The sequence below is a fragment of the Planctomycetota bacterium genome (assembly GCA_026387035.1).
Lineage (GTDB): Bacteria > Planctomycetota > Phycisphaerae > FEN-1346 > FEN-1346 > JAPLMM01.
Genome location: JAPLMM010000133.1, coordinates 1 through 2,889, shown reverse-complemented (window position 1 = coordinate 2,889; position 2,889 = coordinate 1). Strand labels below are relative to the sequence as shown.

The window sequence follows — 2,889 nt, the reverse complement described above, 5'->3', positions numbered from 1 at the left end:
CGTCGCCGGCCGCGCCGACGTCGTCAGGGCCCTGTGCGTCGCGAGAATGGAAGGCACGGACGCCTCGGGCGCCACGAAGCCTCTGGCGGCGTGGGCGGCAGAGTGGAAGGCCAGTGAAGACTCGGCGACGGCCTATGCCGGCCGCAGTCTGGCGTGGTGGGCCGACCGGCGGCAGGAGGGCGACGGGACGTGGATTCTGGTTTTCACCGGATTGACGCCGGCTCCTTTGCGTTCTATCATTGAAGGGTGGGTGGGCTTATCGCGGCCCGATGGCTCATAAGGAAGGACGCTCGGAGCGAGTGAAAGAACTGAAGAGCACCCGGCGGACCGTCGCCCGTGAGCGGGCGGTCCTCGTGGAAGTGACGTTGGCAGGCGACGCGGTCGGCCGGCAGGTGCACCGCGATCGGCTGGAGGAACTCGGCCGCCTGGCCGATGCCGCCGGCGCCGAAGTCGTGGCCACCGCCACGCAGCGGCGCCGGGGCGCTGATCCGAGCACGTACGTCGGCCAGGGGAAGGCCAAGGAACTGGGCGACCTCGCGCGCGAGCAGCGGGCCCACGTCATCATTTTCGACAATGATCTGTCGCCCGCCCAGGTGCGGAACCTCGAGGACGCCACCGAAACGAAGGTCATCGACCGGAGCGAACTGATTCTCGACATTTTTGCGTCGCGTGCGCGGACGAACGAGTCGCGGCTCCAGGTGGAACTCGCGCAACTCGAATACCAGTACCCGCGTCTGCGGCGGCTGTGGACGCACCTGTCGCGCATGGAGGCAGGCGTCGGGACGCGAGGCCCGGGCGAAACGCAGTTGGAAACCGACCGCCGGATCGTCCGCCGGCGCATCACGGAACTGAAGCGCCGCATCGGCGAGATTGACGCCCGCAAGGAACGCGAGGTCCGGTCGCGGTCCGCCATGCTGACGGTCGGCCTCGTCGGCTACACGAATGCCGGAAAATCCAGCCTCCTGAACGCCTTCACCGGTGCCGACGCTTACGTGGAGGACAAACTGTTTGCGACGCTGGACACGCGGACGCGGGCGTGGACCCTGCCGCACCGCCTGACGGCCCTGTTGTCCGATACGGTCGGGTTCATTCGCGATTTGCCGCACCACCTCATCGCGTCTTTCAAGGCCACGCTGGAAGAGGCGATCCACGCCGACTTGTTGTTGCACATCGTGGACGTTTCAACGGAGCATGCCCAGGCCGACGTGGAGGCCGTCCTGACCGTCCTCGCCGAAATCGGCTGCGCCGACAAGCCGCAGATCCTCGTACTGAACAAGGCGGATCTGGTTAAGGACCCGCTGCATCTGGATCTGGCGCATCGGGCGTTTCCGGGCGCCGTGGCGACGAGCGCCAAGACGGGCGAAGGCCTGGAGCACCTGGCCGGAATCGTGACGGAGCGGCTGGTCGGCCCCGAGAAAGAAATAACGGTCCGCGCGTCGCCCGAGGACGGGCGCCTTCTGGCCTGGATCGACCGCCACGCCGAGGTGATCGAGCGCAGCCTGGCCGATGGGGAACTGGTTCAGCGGATACGAATGCCTGAGCGACTTGTGGCGGAGATCCAGCGATTGGCGGAGCGCCGCGTGGAAGTGACGACCGACGAAGCAGGGACAGCGATGCGGAGCATCCGGAGAGACGAGGAGACGCCACGGTGACGGACAGCGTGCGCGGAAAAGAGAAGTGGCGGGCCGCCACCTTGGCGGCCGTGCTGGCGGCACTCCTGGGGCACGCGGCCTTGCCGGGTCGGGCCGCGCCTAAACCAGAGCCGGTGAAACCGGCGGAGCGCGAGACGGAAGAGGCCGGCGGCGACAAGGGGGAGCGGGTCGTCGTCCGGTCCAGGGAGCCGGGGGCCTGGGAGTTGCCGAGCAACTACCGCAACGCGGACGGCTCTTTCAACCAGCAGGCGATCGTCGCGCAGCAGAAGACGCGGCTGGACGAGGTGAACAAACGGTTGATGGCCAGGATGCGCCTGGTCGAGACGCCGCATTACCTCGTTTTCAGCGACGCGGACGATGCGATGACGGGCCTGTTCGTCAAGTGGTGCGAGGCGCTGTATTCGAACCTGTGCCGGCATTTTAGCATCGGCCCCAAAGAAAAGACCTGGGACGGAAAATGCATCCTGGTGGTCTTCAACTCCCGCGCAATGTTTCAGCAGTTTGCGAAAACCTTCGACGGCAACGACGCCAGCCGCGCGGGCGCCTACTTCGCGTGGGAATGCCGATCGCCCAACGAGCCGCAACTCGTCCACATCTGTATTCCATTGGATACGAGAGACCCCAAGCGGCTCCAGGAACTGTTTGCGCACGAGGGCACACACGCCTTCTTCCAATTGTATCGGCGGGTGGTGGACCTTCCGCTGTGGCTTCATGAAGGCTTGGCCGAGTTCATGACCGTCGTCAATGACAAGAGCCTGGCGGCCCAAAAGCAACAATGGTCGATGCGCATGGCCCGGGACGGAACTTCCATCCGGCAGATTCTGGAAGTCCCGTCGGGCCAAGGTTTTGCGTCGTACCCGGCGTATTCGGTTTCGTACACGCTGGTGGAATTCCTTCTGACGGCGGGCAAGTCGAAGTTCAAGAAGTTCATCGATCTGCTTAAGGACGGCAAGCCGCAGGAGGAGGCCCTCCAGGAGGCATACGGCTTCGGTCTGGCGGAACTGGAACGGCGCTGGTACGTCTTTGTGAAAGAGTACCTCCCCCAGCGCCGCTAGGCGCGTGTGTGTTTCTGATGAGCGAAACGCGGCTCCTTTTTTACGGTGACGGCCTCTCGCTGGCCGGTCTGGTGCTGGCGTCGGCGGGGGCCGTCGTCTTCTGGGCGCTCCTCATCCATTGGGTGCTGCGAAACCGCCTGTGGTCGTTTCTGCCCCTGCTCCTCGTTCCGCCGGTCCTCGCC

General features: G+C 65.2%; 3 protein-coding genes. All 3 read left to right on the top strand.

Annotated elements, in window-relative coordinates:
* A partial coding sequence (locus NTX40_04570) for a hypothetical protein (protein ID MCX5648357.1) occupies nucleotides 1-280 on the top strand: 280 nt, incomplete at its 5' end.
* A gap of 19 nt (nucleotides 281-299) precedes the next feature.
* Entirely contained in the window at nucleotides 300-1,652 is a 1,353-nt protein-coding gene (hflX, locus tag NTX40_04565) for a GTPase HflX (protein MCX5648356.1), read from the top strand.
* The gene (locus NTX40_04560) at nucleotides 1,649-2,707 is read left to right on the top strand and encodes a peptidase MA family metallohydrolase (protein ID MCX5648355.1); all 1,059 of its coding nucleotides are present in this window, start codon (nucleotides 1,649-1,651) and stop codon (nucleotides 2,705-2,707) included. The genes hflX and NTX40_04560 overlap by 4 nt, the downstream gene beginning before the upstream one ends.
* Nucleotides 2,708-2,889: the final 182 nt, after the last annotated feature.